The organism is Azotobacter vinelandii CA, from assembly GCF_000380335.1.
Classification (GTDB): Bacteria; Pseudomonadota; Gammaproteobacteria; order Pseudomonadales; family Pseudomonadaceae; genus Azotobacter; species Azotobacter vinelandii.
The window spans coordinates 4,859,493-4,873,490 of the sequence record NC_021149.1 but is presented as its reverse complement, the minus strand read 5'-3'; the positions used below and the strand labels follow the sequence as shown (position 1 = coordinate 4,873,490).

Annotated in this window: 15 protein-coding genes; 10 read left to right on the top strand and 5 right to left on the bottom strand. The window is 67.7% G+C overall.

Annotated features, from left to right (window positions below; translation table 11 throughout):
* The first annotated feature begins 67 nt into the window (after positions 1-67).
* The gene (gene rpoH, locus AVCA_RS21965; RefSeq protein ID WP_012703273.1) at positions 68-922 is read left to right on the top strand and encodes an RNA polymerase sigma factor RpoH; all 855 of its coding nucleotides are present in this window, start codon (positions 68-70) and stop codon (positions 920-922) included.
* 82 nt (positions 923-1,004) lie between these two features.
* On the opposite strand, the gene AVCA_RS21960 is transcribed toward rpoH, so the two are convergent.
* Positions 1,005-2,582 carry an ABC transporter substrate-binding protein gene (locus AVCA_RS21960; protein WP_012703272.1) on the bottom strand — a complete coding sequence of 526 codons (1,578 nt, stop codon included), beginning with the start codon at positions 2,580-2,582 and terminating at the stop codon, positions 1,005-1,007.
* A 327-nt stretch (positions 2,583-2,909) separates the two neighbouring features.
* Here AVCA_RS21960 and rpmB point away from each other — a divergent pair, with 327 nt between their 5' ends.
* The 4 genes from rpmB (at position 2,910) to AVCA_RS21940 (ending at position 6,136) form a co-directional block, all read left to right on the top strand.
* Positions 2,910-3,146 carry a 50S ribosomal protein L28 gene (rpmB, locus tag AVCA_RS21955; RefSeq protein ID WP_012703271.1) on the top strand — a complete coding sequence of 79 codons (237 nt, stop codon included), beginning with the start codon at positions 2,910-2,912 and terminating at the stop codon, positions 3,144-3,146.
* 10 nt (positions 3,147-3,156) lie between these two features.
* Positions 3,157-3,312, top strand: coding sequence for a 50S ribosomal protein L33 (gene rpmG / locus AVCA_RS21950; RefSeq protein ID WP_012703270.1), 156 nt, complete (start codon positions 3,157-3,159; stop codon positions 3,310-3,312).
* Positions 3,313-3,451: 139 nt separating this feature from the next.
* Positions 3,452-4,945, top strand: a complete 1,494-nt coding sequence (locus AVCA_RS21945) for an aldehyde dehydrogenase (protein ID WP_012703269.1) — start codon at positions 3,452-3,454, stop codon at positions 4,943-4,945.
* A 57-nt stretch (positions 4,946-5,002) separates the two neighbouring features.
* On the top strand, positions 5,003-6,136 hold the full coding sequence (locus AVCA_RS21940; RefSeq protein WP_012703268.1) for an MFS transporter: 1,134 nt from the start codon (positions 5,003-5,005) through the stop codon (positions 6,134-6,136).
* On the opposite strand, the gene AVCA_RS21935 is transcribed toward AVCA_RS21940, so the two are convergent.
* Both AVCA_RS21935 and AVCA_RS21930 read right to left on the bottom strand, forming a co-directional pair.
* A complete protein-coding gene (locus AVCA_RS21935) occupies positions 6,128-7,444 on the bottom strand; it encodes an NAD(P)/FAD-dependent oxidoreductase (RefSeq protein WP_012703267.1) in 1,317 nt (438 codons plus the stop codon). The two genes, AVCA_RS21940 and AVCA_RS21935, sit on opposite strands and share 9 nt — an antisense overlap.
* A 10-nt stretch (positions 7,445-7,454) precedes the next feature.
* Positions 7,455-7,943, bottom strand: coding sequence for an Lrp/AsnC ligand binding domain-containing protein (locus AVCA_RS21930; protein ID WP_012703266.1), 489 nt, complete (start codon positions 7,941-7,943; stop codon positions 7,455-7,457).
* Between the two features lie 134 nt (positions 7,944-8,077).
* On the opposite strand from AVCA_RS21930, the gene dadA reads away from it, so the two are divergent.
* From dadA to AVCA_RS21905, 5 genes are all read left to right on the top strand, one after another.
* Positions 8,078-9,376: a D-amino acid dehydrogenase gene (gene dadA, locus AVCA_RS21925; RefSeq protein WP_012703264.1), complete on the top strand. Its 1,299-nt coding sequence runs from the start codon at positions 8,078-8,080 to the stop codon at positions 9,374-9,376.
* Positions 9,351-9,704: a RidA family protein gene (locus AVCA_RS21920; protein WP_012703263.1), complete on the top strand. Its 354-nt coding sequence runs from the start codon at positions 9,351-9,353 to the stop codon at positions 9,702-9,704. Before dadA ends, AVCA_RS21920 begins: the two co-directional genes overlap by 26 nt.
* Positions 9,705-9,763: 59 nt before the next feature.
* The gene (gene alr / locus AVCA_RS21915; RefSeq protein WP_012703262.1) at positions 9,764-10,849 is read left to right on the top strand and encodes an alanine racemase; all 1,086 of its coding nucleotides are present in this window, start codon (positions 9,764-9,766) and stop codon (positions 10,847-10,849) included.
* An 89-nt stretch (positions 10,850-10,938) separates the two neighbouring features.
* Positions 10,939-11,487 carry a cupin domain-containing protein gene (locus tag AVCA_RS21910; protein ID WP_012703261.1) on the top strand — a complete coding sequence of 183 codons (549 nt, stop codon included), beginning with the start codon at positions 10,939-10,941 and terminating at the stop codon, positions 11,485-11,487.
* A gap of 125 nt (positions 11,488-11,612) precedes the next feature.
* Complete coding sequence (locus AVCA_RS21905; protein ID WP_373860944.1) at positions 11,613-12,047, top strand: c-type cytochrome; 435 nt, start codon at positions 11,613-11,615, stop codon at positions 12,045-12,047.
* A gap of 196 nt (positions 12,048-12,243) precedes the next feature.
* Here AVCA_RS21905 and AVCA_RS21900 read toward each other — a convergent pair whose 3' ends face one another.
* Both AVCA_RS21900 and AVCA_RS21895 read right to left on the bottom strand, forming a co-directional pair.
* Positions 12,244-12,816, bottom strand: coding sequence for a xanthine phosphoribosyltransferase (locus AVCA_RS21900; protein WP_012703259.1), 573 nt, complete (start codon positions 12,814-12,816; stop codon positions 12,244-12,246).
* A gap of 118 nt (positions 12,817-12,934) precedes the next feature.
* A complete protein-coding gene (locus AVCA_RS21895; protein WP_012703258.1) occupies positions 12,935-13,942 on the bottom strand; it encodes a catalase family peroxidase in 1,008 nt (335 codons plus the stop codon).
* Between the last annotated feature and the right edge of the window lie 56 nt (positions 13,943-13,998).

The following is a 13,998-nucleotide window of genomic DNA, read 5'->3' as shown; positions in this document are numbered from 1 at the left end:
TGCGATGGCTTGCAGTCGAATATCCTGATGCTACACTGCCAATTCCCCAGTGAGTCGGAGGATTCGCATGACCACTTCTCTGCAACCTGTTTCCGCCCTGGTCCCAGGAGCCAACCTGGAGGCCTACGTGCATGCGGTCAACAGCATCCCGCTGCTGACGGCCGAACAGGAGCGCGAACTGGCCGACCGTCTCTACTACCAACAGGATCTGGACGCTGCACGTCAAATGGTGCTGGCGCACCTGCGCTTCGTCGTCCATATCGCCCGCAGCTATTCCGGTTATGGTCTGGCCCAGTCCGACCTGATCCAGGAAGGCAACGTCGGTCTGATGAAGGCCGTCAAGCGTTTCAACCCGGAAATGGGTGTGCGCCTGGTGTCCTTCGCGGTGCACTGGATCCGCGCCGAGATCCACGAGTTCATCCTGCGTAACTGGCGCATCGTCAAGATCGCCACCACCAAGGCGCAGCGCAAGCTGTTCTTCAACCTGCGCAGCCAGAAGAAGCGCCTGGCCTGGCTGAACAACGAGGAAGTCGACGCCGTGGCCGAGAGCCTGGGCGTCGAGCCGCATGAAGTGCGCGAGATGGAAAGCCGCCTGAGCGGCCAGGACATGGCCTTCGACCCGGCCGCCGATGCCGACGACGACAGCGTCTTCCAGGCGCCGGCCCATTACCTGGAAGACCAGCGCTACGATCCAGCGCGCCAGTTGGAGGAGGCCGACTGGAGCGACAGCGCCGCAGCCAACCTCCACGAGGCCCTGGAAGGACTCGACGAGCGCAGCCGCGACATCCTCTATCAGCGCTGGCTGGCCGAGGAGAAGGCCACCCTGCACGACCTGGCGGCCAAGTACAAGGTTTCCGCCGAGCGCATTCGCCAGTTGGAAAAGAGCGCCCTGAACAAGCTCAAGGGCTCGATCCTGGCATAGCCTCCTTTCCCGTAGGGATAACCGCGCAGCATACTCACGGACGGCAGCGCTGCTGCCGTCTTCGCGGATTTCTCCCTTTCTCTCAGCGATCCAGTCGTACCTTGCCGAAATCCTGGCGCCCGAACGGGTTGGCCCTGTAGCCCTCGACACCCTTGCGCAGCAGTACGGCGGCGGTGGGGTGGGCCAGCGGCACCCAGAGCGCCTGTTCGTGGATCAGCTTCTGCGCTTCCTCGTATAGCCGGGTGCGTTCCGCCTGGTCGCTGCTGCGCTTGCCTTCGGCGATCAGTCGGTCCAGTTTCGGGTCGCAGTAGCGAGCGAAGTTGAGTCCCGACTCGACCGAGGCGCAGGCGAACTGCGGGGTGAGAAAGTTGTCCGGATCGCCGTTGTCGCCGGCCCAGCCCATGAACAGCAGATCGTGTTCGCCAGCCTTGGCGCGGCGTATCAACTCGCCCCACTCGATCACCCGGATCTCCGCCTGGATGCCGACCTGGGCGAGGTCGGCCTGCAGCAACTGGGCGCCGAGCGTGGGATTGGGGTTGAGCAGGCTGCCGCCCGGGCGTGTCCAGATAGTGGTCTTGAAGCCCTCCGCCAGCCCGACGCCGGCCAGCAACTCGCGGGCCTTGGCCGGGTCGTGGGGATAGCCCGGCAGGTCGGTGGCATGGCTCCGGGTGGTAGGCGGATAAGGCCCTTCGGCCGGCTGCGCGCTGTTTTCGAACACCGCTTTCAGGTAGCTGGTCCTGTCGAAGGCGAGGTTGATCGCCTGGCGCACCGCGGGTCTGTCCAGTGGCGGGTGCTGGCTGTTGAGGGCGACGAAGGCGGTCATGAAAGCCGGCGTGGCGGCCACCGCGAGACTCGGATCGTCCTGCGCCGCGCGCACGTCCTGCGGTTTGGGCGACAGGGCGATCTGGCATTCGCCGCGGCGCAGGCGCTGCAGGCGCACATTTGCATCCGGCGTAATGGCCAGTACCAGCCCGTCGACCGCGGGCTTTCCGGCGAAGTAGTCGGGGTTGGCCAGATAGCGCACCAGCGCGTCCTTCTGATAACGCTTGAGAACGAAGGGACCGGTGCCGACCGGCTGGCTGTCGAGTTTCTCCGGCGTACCGGCGGCCAGCAGCCGGGCGGCGTACTCGGCCGAGTAGATGGAGGCGAAGCCCATGCTCAGGGTGGCGAGGAAAGTGGCGTCGGGACGGGCGAGGGTGAAGCGCACGTGCAGCGGATCGACGGCTTCGACCTTGCGGATCAGTTCGCCGAGCTGCATCGACTGGGCGTGCGGATAGCCGCTCGGTGCGCTTCGGTGCCAGGGGTGGCCGGGGTCGAGCATGCGCTGGAAGCTGAACAGCACGTCCTCGGCATTCAAGGTCCGGCTCGGGCTGAACCAGGGCGTGTGATGGAAGGCCACGCCCTCGCGCAGCCGGAAGTCGTAGACCAGGCCATCCGTGGAGACTTGCCAGCTCCTTGCCAGGCCGGGCTGCAACTGGCCGCTCTGCGGATCGAATTCGACCAGGCGGTCCATCAGCACGTCGGCGGAGGCATTGGTGGTGGTCAACGAGTTGTAGCGCACCACATCGAACCCCTCGGGGCTGGCCTCGGTGCAGACGACGAGGCTGGCGCCCTGGGCCAGCAACGGGGCGAACAGCAGGGGGAGAAGGGCGAGGCGCATGCGGGGCTCCTGCGATGGCTGAAGGACGGGCCTTCCGACGAAAGAACCTACCCTAGACCAAGCGGCAGGGGGGAGCAATGCGAGGAGGCCGCGGCAGTCCGCGCGGGACCGGGCGATTCTTGCTCCATGGGGGGCTTTCTGATATAAAGCAGCGCTCTTTTCTAGGGGCCCGCTTCCTGCATTGCCAGCGACAGCCGGTCAGACCCCGATGAATCGTGGTGCAGCGGGCGTGCGGAGCCTTTCGTGCGGACCGCAAGGCGCCGAATGACTGAAAGATAAGCGGCCAACCCATGCCGGGTTGGGCATGTGGTTTTTGAGGGCTGAGGCATGTCGAGAGTCTGTCAAGTGACCGGTAAGGGTCCGGTTACCGGGAACAACATTTCCCACGCGAACAACAAAACCCGTCGTCGTTTCCTGCCGAACCTGCAGCATCACCGCTTCTGGGTCGAGTCCGAGAAGCGTTTCGTGCGTCTGCGCGTTTCCGCCAAGGGCATGCGCATCATCGACAAGCGCGGTATCGACGTAGTGCTGGCCGAGCTGCGCGCTCGCGGCGAAAAGGTTTGAGGAGAGAATCATGCGTGAACTGATCCGTCTGGTGTCCAGCGCCGGTACCGGCCACTTCTACACCACCGACAAGAACAAGCGCACCACCCCCGACAAGATCGAGATCAAGAAATACGATCCCGTTGTGCGCAAGCATGTGATCTACAAGGAAGCCAAGATCAAGTGATCGGTCCGGCTGCCTGACGCAGAAGCCCGCCTTTTGGCGGGCTTCTGCGTTTTCGGGGTCCGCGTCCGTGCCCGTATTGAAAGCCCCGGGGGCGGGGGGTAGGGTGTTCCGATCGCTCCAGTGACGAGAGGATGTCCCCATGACCACACCGACGCGCAACGACTGGGAAGAACGTGCCCGCAGCCTGATCATCGAGGGCCGCGCCTTCGTCGATGGCCAATACCTGCCGGCCGCCGATGGCGCGACCTTCGATTGCCTGAGTCCGATCGACGGACGCCTGCTGGCGCAGGTGGCCAGTTGCGCGGCGGCCGATGCCGACCTGGCGGTGGCGGCGGCGCGGCGCAGCTTCGAGAGCGGCCGCTGGTCGCGCCTGGCGCCGGCCAAGCGCAAGGCGGTGATGATCCGCCTGGCCGAGCTGCTGGAAATCCACCGCGAGGAGCTGGCCCTGCTGGAAACCCTGGACATGGGCAAGCCGATCAAATATTCGCTGAGCATCGACGTGCCGGCCGCGGCCCGTGCGCTGCGCTGGAGCGGCGAGGCGATCGACAAGCTCTACGGCGAGGTGGCGGCGACTCCCGACGACGAGCTGGGGCTGGTCACCCGCGAGCCGGTCGGCGTGGTGGCGGCCATAGTGCCGTGGAACTTCCCGCTGCTGATGGCCTGCTGGAAGCTCGGGCCGGCGCTGGCCAGTGGCAACTCGGTGGTTCTCAAGCCCTCGGAGAAGTCGCCGCTGACCGCCATCCGCCTCGCCCAACTGGCGTTCGAGGCGGGTATTCCGCCCGGCGTGCTCAACGTGCTGCCGGGCTACGGCCACAGCGTGGGCAGGGCGCTGGCGCTGCACATGGACGTCGACTGCCTGGTGTTCACCGGTTCGACCCGGGTCGCCAAGCAACTGATGGTCTACGCCGGCGAGTCGAACATGAAGCGCATCTGGCTGGAGGCCGGCGGCAAGAGCCCGAACATCGTCTTCGCCGACGCGCCGGATCTTGCCGCCGCCGCTGAGGCCGCGGCGAGCGCGATCGCCTTCAACCAGGGCGAGGTGTGCACCGCCGGTTCGCGCCTTTTGGTCGAACGCTCGATCAAGGAGGCGTTCCTGCCGCTGGTGCTGGAGGCACTGAAGACCTGGCAGCCCGGTCACCCGCTGGACCCGGCGACCAACGTCGGCGCCCTGGTGGACCGCCAGCAACTGGACACCGTGCTCGGCTACATCGAGGCCGGGCTGGGCGAGGGCGCCAGCCTGCTGGCCGGCGGCCGGCGCATCCTCGAGGAAACCGGCGGCACCTACGTCGAGCCGACGGTGTTCGACGGGGTGAGCAATGCGATGAAGATCGCCCGCGAGGAAATCTTCGGCCCGGTGCTTTCGGTGATCGTCTTCGACACCCCGGAGGAGGCCGTGCAGATCGCCAACGACACCAGCTACGGCCTGGCCGCGGCGATCTGGACCCGCGACCTGTCCAAGGCCCACCGCACCGCCCGGGCACTGCGCGCCGGCAGCGTGTGGATCAACCAGTACGACGGTGGCGACATGACCGCGCCGTTCGGCGGCTTCAAGCAGTCCGGCAACGGCCGCGACAAGTCTCTGCACGCCTTCGACAAGTACACCGAGCTGAAAGCCACCTGGATCAAGCTGTGAGGGTTCCGTCCTGACATGACCCGTCCGGAATCCTTGCCGGCTCCGTTGGCGGCAACCATGCCCTGGGCCAGCTATTTCGCCGTCTGTGCCGCGGTGGTCAGCGTCGGGCTGGCGCTCGGCCTGAGCCTGCCGCTGGTTTCCCTGCGCCTGGAGAGCTGGGGGCATGGCCCCTTCGCCATCGGTGCGATGGCGGCGATGCCGGGCATCGGCGTGCTGCTCGGCGCCTCCCTGGCCGGGCGCCTGGCGACGCTCTTCGGCGCGGCGCGGCTGATGCGCCTGAGCCTGCTGGTCGGGGCGCTGTCGGTGGCGCTACTGGCCCTCCTGCCGAGCTATCCGTTGTGGCTGCTGCTGCGCCTGTGGCTCGGCGTGACCCTGACCCTGGTATTCATCCTCGGCGAGAGCTGGATCAATCAACTGGCGGTGGAGGCCTGGCGTGGCCGGCTGGTGGCGCTGTATGGCACCGGCTACGCGCTGAGCCAGTTGTCCGGGCCGCTGCTGCTGACCTGGCTGGGAACCGCCGGCGATGCCGGCTTCTGGGGCGCGGTGCTGCTGATGTTCGGCGGCGCTCTGCTCCTGCGCGGCGCGCATGGCGCGCCGCGGATGGAGGCCCGCGAGGGCGGCGGGCGCGGGCTGTTCGGTTTCTGCCGGCAGTTGCCGACGGTGGCCTGGGCGGTGGTGCTGTTCGCCTCCTTCGAAACCATGATCCTCACCCTGCTGCCGCTCTACGGTCTGCGCCAGGGGCTGGAGCAGACGACCGCGCTGCATCTGGCCAGCACCGTGGTGATCGGCGATGCGCTGCTGCAACTGCCGCTCGGCTGGCTCGCCGACCGACTGCCGCGCCAGGCGTTGTTCCGTATCTGCGGTCTGGTCCTGCTGCTGACCAGCCTGGCGATGCCGGCACTGCTGCGAAGCGCATTCATCTGGCCGTTGCTGATCCTGTTCGGCGCCAGCGCCGGCGGCCTGTTCACCCTGGCCCTGATCCTCGTCGGCGAGCGCTTTCGCGATGCGGCGCTGGTTCGCGCCAATGCCCAAGTGGCCCGCCTGTGGGGTATCGGCTGCCTGCTCGGGCCGCTTGCCACCGGCGCGGCCAGCCAGTGGCTGAGCGGTCATGCGCTGCCGCTCCTGATGGCCGTCGGTGCAGCCGGTTTCCTTCTGCTCGCCGCGCGTCGCCCGGCATTCGCTTCAGAATAGCTCCCGGAGCCGGTACCACAACATGCCGAGGGCCAGCAGCGGCGCACGCAGGCGGGGGCCGCCGGGGAAGGTGCGGTGCGGCACCCGGGCGAACAGTTCGAAGCCGTGGCTATGTTGCCCGGCGATGGCCTCGGCGAGCAGCCGACCGGCCAGGTGGGTGGCGTTCAGCCCGTGGCCGGAGTAGGCCTGGGCGTAGTAGACGTTGGGCCGTCCGGGCAGGCGGCCGATCTGCGGCAGGCGGTTGGCGCCGATGCCGATCAGCCCGCTCCACTGGTAGTCGATCCGTACCCCGGCCAGTTGCGGGAACACCTCGAGCATCTTCGGCCGCATGTAGGCGGCGATGTCCCGCGGATCGCGCCCCGAATAGTGGCAGGCGCCGCCGAACAGCAGGCGGCGGTCGGCCGACAGGCGGAAGTAGTCGAGCACCACGCGCATGTCGCTGACCGCCAGGTTCTGCGGCAGCAACTCGGCGGCCAGGGTGGGGGAGAGCGGCTCGGTGGCGATGATATAGCTGCCGGCCGGCAGCACCTTGCCGGCCAGTTCCGGCTCCAGGTCGCCGATATGCGCGTTGCCGGCGAGCACCAGGCTGGCGGCACGGACCCGGCCGCCAGCGGTGTGCACGCAGACTTCCTGGCCGTGATCGATCCGGAGCGCCGCCGAGCGCTCGAACAGGCGCACGCCGAGCGAGCGCGCCACGGCGGCTTCGCCGAGCAGCAGCCTGAGCGGGTGCAGGTGGCCCGAACCACGGTCCAGCAGGCCGCCGCGGTAGCGCCGCGAGCCGATCGCCTCGTGCATCTGCTCGGCCTCCAGAAGGCGTAGCTCGTGGCGGTAGCCGAGGGCCTGCAGTTCGGCGCATTCGGCCTTCAGATGCTCGAGGTGCCGCGCCCGGGTGGCCAGCTCGCAGTAGCCCCAGGTCAGGTCGCAGTCGATGGCATGGCGCTCGATCCGCCGGCGGACGATCTCCAGCGACTCCAGGCCCAGCAGCTTCAGGGCACGGACGCCGTCCGCGCCGAGCAGCGGACGGAAGCGTTCGAGGTCGTGGCCGAAGCCGCGGATCAGTTGTCCGCCGTTGCGTCCGCTGGCACCCCAGCCGAGCACGCGGGCCTCCAGCAGGATCACCGAGAGGCCGCGCTCGGCCAGTTCGAGGGCGGTGTTGATGCCGCTGAAGCCGCCGCCGACCACGCAGACATCGGCCTGCAGTTCGCCTTCCAGGGCGGGAAACTCCGGTCGCGGCCCGGTCGTGGCGGCGTAGTAGGAGGGCGCGTGTCCGTCGTCGGCGGCGGACGTGCCCGGCAATGCTGCTTTCATCGCTGGCTCCTCATTCGGGTACCGGCAGTTCGAGGCTTTCCTTGACCTCCTCCATGACGATGTAGCTCTTCGATTCGCGCACATGGGGAAGCTTGAGCAGGATGTCGCCGAGCAGCTTGCGGTAGGAGGCCATTTCCGGGATGCGTGTCTTGAGCAGGTAATCGAAGTCGCCGGACACCAGATGGCATTCCAGCACCTGGGGCAGCTTCAGCACCGCCCGGCGGAACTCCTCGAAGATATCACCGGACTTGTACGCCAGGCTGATCTCCACGAACACCAGCAGGCCGGCCTTCAGGTACTGGGGATTGAGTCGCGCCGCATAGCCGAGGATGAAGCCTTCGCGCTCCAGGCGGCGGACCCGCTCGGTGCAGGGCGTGGTGGACAGGCCGACCCGCTCGCCCAGCTCGGTGAGGGAGACGCGTCCCTCCTGTTGCAGGATGCGCAGGATGTGGCGGTCGATCCGGTCCAGTTCGCGCTGGCTCTGGTGCTGGGTTCTCACGAGGAGTTCTCCTGGCGAAAGCGTTCGCCTTCGGAAAAAAGTCTGAATATCGGACCCGAAACAGTGAAAGCCACTGGTTTTGGCTTCTTATACTGTAGACATTCAAGGTTTTCAGCTCGCACGGAGAGACCGTCATGCGCGTACTGGTACTTGGCAGCGGGGTGATCGGCACCACCACGGCCTACTATCTGGCCCGGGCCGGTTTCGAGGTGGTGGTGGTCGACCGCGCCGAGGCGCCGGCCATGGAGACCAGCTTCGCCAACGCCGGCCAGGTGTCGCCCGGCTACGCCTCGCCCTGGGCGGCTCCCGGCGTGCCGCTCAAGGCGCTCAAGTGGCTGTTCGAGCGCCATGCGCCGCTGGCCATCAGGCCGACCGCGGACTGGCGCCAGTACCTCTGGCTGGCGCAGATGCTGCGCAACTGCACCGCCGGGCGCTATGCGCTGAACAAGGAGCGCATGGTGCGCCTGTCCGAGTACAGCCGCGACTGCCTCGACGAACTGCGCGCCGAGACCGGTATCGACTATGAAGGCCGCCAACTGGGTACCACCCAGTTGTTCCGTACCCAGCGGCAACTGGATGCCGCGGGCAAGGACATCGCCGTGTTGGCGCGCTCCGGGGTGCCCTACGAACTGCTCGACCGCGCCGGCATCGCCCGCGTCGAGCCGGCCCTGGCCGGCGTCGCCGACAGGCTCGCCGGCGCCCTGCGCCTGCCCAACGATCAGACCGGCGATTGCCACCTGTTCACCACCCGCCTGGCGGAGCTGGCCGCCGGTCTGGGCGTGGAGTTCCGTTTCGGCCAGAGCGTCGAGCGTCTGGAGCGCGACGGCGAGCGCATCGTCGGCGTGCGCATCGACGGCCGTCTGGAAAGCGCCGATCTCTACGTGCTGGCCCTCGGCAGCTATTCGCCGCGGTTGCTCGCGCCGCTGGGCATTCGCGCGCCGATCTACCCGCTCAAGGGTTACTCGCTGACCATTCCCATCGTCGATCCGGCCATGGCGCCGACCTCGACCATTCTCGACGAGACCTACAAGGTCGCCATCACCCGCTTCGAGACGCGCATCCGCGTCGGCGGCATGGCCGAACTGGCCGGTTTCGATCTGTCGCTGAATCCCCGCCGACGCGAGACTCTGGAACTGGTGGTGGGCGATCTCTACCCACGGGGCGGCGATCTGGCCCGCGCCGAATTCTGGACCGGCCTGCGTCCGGCCACCCCGGACGGCACGCCGATCGTGGGGGCGACCCGCTACCGCAACCTGTTCCTCAACACCGGGCACGGTACACTGGGCTGGACCATGGCCTGCGGCTCCGGCCGCCTGCTGGCCGACCTCATGGCGCGCACGCGCCCGCAGATCAGCGCCGCGGGCCTCGATATTTCCCGTTACGGCAATTCCCAGGAGAACTCCACCCATGTCCATCCGGCGCCTGCGAACTGAAGCGCGCTACAGTGAAATCGTCGTCCATGGCGGCACCGTCTACCTGGCCGGGCAACTGGCGGACGACTACGGCGTCGGCATCGAGGAGCAGACCCGGCAGACCCTGGCCGGCATCGACCGGCTGCTCGCCGAGGCCGGCACCGACAAGTCGCGGCTGCTCTCGGTGACCATCTATCTGAAGGACATGGTCGCCGACTACGCCGGCCTCAACGCGGTATGGGACGCCTGGCTGCCGGCCGGCTGCGCGCCGGCGCGCGCCTGCGTCGAAGCCGGGCTGTACGACGGCGATGCCCGGGTGGAGATGTCGGTCGTCGCCGCGCTGCCGTAACCGAAACCACGACCCACGCCGGGGCCCTGCCGCTTCCGGCCAGCAATCCGAGACAAGCCATGCGCCCCGCCCGTGCCCTGATCGATCTCGCCGCCTTGCGGCACAACTACCGCCTGGCCCGCGAGCTGGGCGGCGCCCGCGCCCTGGCGGTGGTCAAGGCCGACGCCTACGGGCACGGCGCAGTGCGCTGTGCCCGCGCCCTGGAGGCGGAGGCCGACGGTTTCGCGGTGGCCTGCATCGAGGAGGCGCTGGAGCTGCGCGAGGCCGGCATCGCCGCGCCGATCCTACTGCTGGAGGGCTTCTTCGAGAGCGCCGAGCTGGAGCCGATCCAGCGCCACGACCTGTGGTGCGTGGTGCATTCGCCGTGGCAACTGGAGGCCATCGAACGTACCGCGCTGACGCGTCCCTTGACCTGCTGGCTGAAGCTCGACTCCGGCATGCACCGGGTCGGCTTCGCGCCGGCCGACTACCGGGCGGCCCACGCGCGCCTCATGGCCAGCGGCAAGGTGGCGAGGATCGTCGCCATGAGCCATTTCGCACGCGCCGACGAACTCGACTGCCCGCGGGTCGCCGAGCAACTGGCGCAGTTCGAGACGGCGACCGCCGGCCTCGTGGCGGAGTTCAGCCTGCGCAACTCCCCGGCGCTGCTCGGCTGGCCGCAGTTTTTCCGGCATGGCCATGGGGACGAATGGCTGCGGCCGGGGATCATGCTCTACGGGGCCACGCCCTTCGAGCGCTATCAGGAGCAGGCGGCGCAACTGCGACCGGTAATGACCCTGGAGTCCAGGATCATCGGCGTGCGCGAGCTGCCGGCCGGCGAGCCGGTGGGTTATGGCGCGCGTTTCGTCGCCTCGCGGCCGACCCGCGTCGGAGTGGTGGCCATGGGCTATGCGGACGGCTACCCGCGGCATGCGCCGAACGGCACCCCGGTCGCCGTCGATGGTCGGCCGGCGCAACTGATCGGCCGGGTATCGATGGACATGCTCACCGTGGACCTCACCGACCTGCCCCAGGCCGGACTCGGTAGCCGGGTCGAGCTGTGGGGCGCCCAGGTGCCGGCCAGCGAGGTGGCGGCAGCGGCCGGTACCATCGCCTATCAATTGTTCTGCAACGTGCGGCGGGTCGCCCGTTCCTGGCTGGACTGAACGAAATTTGCGGCATGGCGTTGTAAATACTGAACGGCATTGCCATCATTAAGCGCAATTCGCTCAGGCTTCCCGAGAGGAATTCCGCCTTGGACGTCGGTGTTCGACTGCAATCCATACGCAAGCTCAAAGGCCTCTCCCAGCGTGAACTCGCCAAGCGCGCGGGCGTCACCAACAGCACCATTTCGATGATCGAGAAGAACAGCGTCAGCCCCTCGATCAGTTCCCTGAAGAAGGTGCTCGGCGGTATTCCCATGTCGCTGATGGAGTTCTTTTCCCTCGATCTGGAGGCGGAAGCCAGCGCCCCGGTGGTCTATCGTGCCGCCGAGCAGGCCGAGCTGTCGCGCGGGCTGCTGAGCATGCGCCTGATCGGCAAGGATCATCCCGACCGGGCGCTCACCTTCCTCTCGGTGACCTATCCTCCGGGGGCCGACAGTGGCGAGGCGCTGCTGCTGCGCGACGGCGAGGAAGCCGGCATTCTCGTCGAAGGGCGCCTGGAACTGCAGGTCGGCGAGCAGCGCTACACCCTCGAGAGCGGCGACAGCTACTACCTGGTGGCCGGCCAGCCGCACCGTTTCCGCAACCCCTTCGAGGCCCCGGCGCAACTGATCAGCGCCGCCACTCCGGCGCATTTCTAGCGGCGCGCCGAAGTTCTCGGCAGCAAGTCCGTCTTGTATCGGCTTATTTCAGCCTGTCTTTTGTAGGGTTATACTCCCGCGCGCTCGCGAAAACCCGTGGCCGCGGGCGCACGTAATCAGCCACGATGAGGGGGGTAAGGGTGAATCTGATCAAGATGTTGGCGGCACCGGTCGCCGTGTTGTCCCTGTGGGCGGCGGGCGTCCAGGCCGCGACCGACGCGGAAATCGCCGAGCGTCTCAAGCCGGTCGGCGAAGTCTGCGTGGCCGGTCAGGAATGCAAGGGCGTCGCTACCGCTGCCGCTGCCGCCGGCGGCGGCGCGCGCAGCGGTGACGATGTCGTCGCCAAGTACTGCAACGCCTGCCATGGCACCGGCCTGTTGAACGCGCCGAAGGTCGGCGACAGCGCCGCCTGGAAGACGCGCGCCGATGCCAAGGGCGGCCTCGACGGCCTGCTTCAGTCGGCGCTCTCCGGCCTCAACGCCATGCCGCCGAAAGGCACCTGCGCCGACTGCTCGGACGACGAGCTGAAGGCCGCCATCGGCAAGATGTCCGGTCTCTGACCGCGGCTCGGCCGAAGGCGAAGCCGCCTGTACGGACTGTGTGAGAACGTAGCGAGCGAAGGTCGGGCAAGGCGAAGTCAGGCGAAGAGGTGCAGTTTACGGCCCGTAGACGAGCATTCTGGGCTTGACTTCAACGCAGCATGACCGAGCGTAGTGGTTGTCGCACGGCCTGTCTGGGTGGCTTCGTCGTTTCCGCTCACTCCACGAAGCTGACCTGGCTGCCCGCGAGCGAAGCGATCCGCGCCAGGGACTCGACCCGGTAGCCCTGTTCTTCCAGCGCCCTGCGTCCGGGTTGGAAGGATTTCTCGATGACGATGCCGATCCCGACCAGCCGTGCTCCGGCCTGGCGGACGATGGCGGCCAACCCCAGCGCAGCTTGGCCGTTGGCCAGGAAGTCGTCGACGATCAGGATGCGCTCACCGGCCGCCAGATGACTGGCGGAAATGGCCACGGTGCTTTCCACCTGCTTGGTGAAGGAATAGACGCGGGCGGTCAGCAGGTCGTCGGTCAGGGTCAGCGAGCGGTGCTTGCGGGCGAAGACCAGCGGCACGTCCAGCTCCAGCGCGGTCATCAGCGCCGGTGCGATGCCCGACGTCTCGAGGGTGATCACCTTGTCGATCTCCTGGTCGCGAAAGCGCCGGGCGAATTCCTGGCCGATCTGCCGCATCAGTTGCGGATCGACCTGATGGTTGAGGAAGGCATCCACCTTCAGGACCTGCTCCGAGAGCACGCTGCCGTGCTCGCGGATCTTCCGTTTCAACTGCTCCATGAGCCTGCCTCGGGCCGCTGCCCGCCTGGGAAAGTCTGTCGGTGCACAGTAAAGGGTGGCGCGGCGGGCCGGAAGTGCCCCGCCGGCACGCTGTCCTCGTGTCCGGCAGGACCTTCCGTCACTGCCCGGCCTGGCGCTTGGCGAAGGACACCGCGTAGGCGGGGGAGCGGAAGCGCAGGATGGGATCGTCGGTCGGGGCGATGCCCTCGGCCATCACCAACGGGTCGAAGTTGACTTTCTCGCAGGCGGCGCCCTTCTGCGGCATGGCCGCGGTCAGGACCAGGGTGCCGGCCTTCACCTGCTCGCGGTTCTCCGGCCAGGCCACCGTAGGGTCGTTCTCCGGGTCGCCGGGCTGGCCGATGCTCACCAGCATGTCCCAGCGCACCGGGCCTTGGGCGGTACGCTGAATCAGCCGCTCTTCGAGGAAGTCGGCCGGCAGGGTTTCGAGTTCCTCGTCGGACAGGCTCTTCTCGCCGTCCTCGGGCACGAAGCGCCAGCGCACCAGGGTGGCCTTGCCGGTGGCGTCGACGAACTTGAAGGTATGGATGCCGAAGTAGCTGCTGTTGGCGAAGCTCGGCGGCGGGTTGTGCTCGGCGAGAAACCGCGCCTGCGCCCGGCTGTCCGGGTGGCTGGCCCGGAAGGCCGCGAGCTTGGCCGGATCGGGCTTGCCGGTGGCCGGGTCGGGCTTCAGGGCAAGGATCTGGTCGAGGAAGGTCTTCGGCTGCGCCGCGCCGAAGACTGGAGTGTCGAGCATGGTCATATGCTGCAGGGCACCGCCGGGGAGGCGGAACTCCAGGGCCATGCCGCGAACGCTCCTGGCCGTGTCGGGCACCTTCGGGTTGCCGCCCGGCAGCGAGAAGCGTGCGACGACCGGCACGGGCTGTCCGGAGAACAGCGCCGAACGCGACCAAGCGGCCACGGCAGGCAGGCCGACGAACTCGCCGCTCGCGCAGGTGCCCTTGATATGGTTGCGCCGCTCGCCCGGGGTCACGCCGAAGGTGTCCTCCAGGGCGGCGACCACCTGCGCCGGGGTCACCTCGTCCTGCACCGCCATGCCGAAGGGGGCGGCCAGTCCCAGCCCGGCGGCCAGCAGCCAGCCCGGCAGATCCTTGTTCTGCGTCTTCATTCGTTTCCTCGCATGATTCCATTGAAGAGCCGCCCTTCATGCCAGCAGCCGGTTGC

Excerpts from the sequence above, each read along its gene's own strand:
- rpoH (WP_012703273.1), top strand. The coding sequence starts at position 68 with ATGACCACTTCTCTGCAACCTGTTTCCGCCCTGGTCCCAGGAGCCAAC.
- AVCA_RS21960 (WP_012703272.1), bottom strand. The coding sequence starts at position 2,582 with ATGCGCCTCGCCCTTCTCCCCCTGCTGTTCGCCCCGTTGCTGGCCCAG.
- rpmB (WP_012703271.1), top strand. The coding sequence starts at position 2,910 with ATGTCGAGAGTCTGTCAAGTGACCGGTAAGGGTCCGGTTACCGGGAAC.
- rpmG (WP_012703270.1), top strand. The coding sequence starts at position 3,157 with ATGCGTGAACTGATCCGTCTGGTGTCCAGCGCCGGTACCGGCCACTTC.
- AVCA_RS21945 (WP_012703269.1), top strand. The coding sequence starts at position 3,452 with ATGACCACACCGACGCGCAACGACTGGGAAGAACGTGCCCGCAGCCTG.
- AVCA_RS21940 (WP_012703268.1), top strand. The coding sequence starts at position 5,003 with ATGCCCTGGGCCAGCTATTTCGCCGTCTGTGCCGCGGTGGTCAGCGTC.
- AVCA_RS21935 (WP_012703267.1), bottom strand. The coding sequence starts at position 7,444 with ATGAAAGCAGCATTGCCGGGCACGTCCGCCGCCGACGACGGACACGCG.
- dadA (WP_012703264.1), top strand. The coding sequence starts at position 8,078 with ATGCGCGTACTGGTACTTGGCAGCGGGGTGATCGGCACCACCACGGCC.
- AVCA_RS21920 (WP_012703263.1), top strand. The coding sequence starts at position 9,351 with ATGTCCATCCGGCGCCTGCGAACTGAAGCGCGCTACAGTGAAATCGTC.
- alr (WP_012703262.1), top strand. The coding sequence starts at position 9,764 with ATGCGCCCCGCCCGTGCCCTGATCGATCTCGCCGCCTTGCGGCACAAC.
- AVCA_RS21905 (WP_373860944.1), top strand. The coding sequence starts at position 11,613 with ATGAGGGGGGTAAGGGTGAATCTGATCAAGATGTTGGCGGCACCGGTC.
- AVCA_RS21900 (WP_012703259.1), bottom strand. The coding sequence starts at position 12,816 with ATGGAGCAGTTGAAACGGAAGATCCGCGAGCACGGCAGCGTGCTCTCG.
- AVCA_RS21895 (WP_012703258.1), bottom strand. The coding sequence starts at position 13,942 with ATGAAGACGCAGAACAAGGATCTGCCGGGCTGGCTGCTGGCCGCCGGG.